General features: G+C 65.5%; 1 protein-coding gene. It reads right to left on the bottom strand.

The genetic code is table 11. From position 1 onward, the window contains the following. Positions 1-235: hypothetical protein (locus KUG43_RS16785; protein ID WP_216910972.1), on the bottom strand; the 235-nt coding region annotated here is incomplete at both ends.

Here is a 235-nt window from a genome sequence, read left to right as displayed (position 1 = left end):
TGGTTGCCGCCGGATTCAGCAGCGAGGATCTGCCAGCCGGTGAACTGACTGGCTTTGATCTGGGCGCCCTGGTAGCGGAGCGGAGCGGTGACGCCGTTGATGCGAACGGAGACCAGATCGGTGCTGGTGTCGCGAAGCAACTGCACGGCGCCGTTGGGATCAAGCACCTGCAGGGTGGTGTTTGTGGTCGGGGGTGGCGTCGTGGTGGTGGTTGGAGGTGGGGTGCTGGTGGCGG

The organism is Synechococcus sp. CCY 0621 (assembly GCF_019038465.1).
In the GTDB taxonomy this organism is placed as follows: domain Bacteria; phylum Cyanobacteriota; class Cyanobacteriia; order PCC-6307; family Cyanobiaceae; genus Cyanobium.
This window is presented reverse-complemented; position numbering and strand designations above follow the sequence as displayed.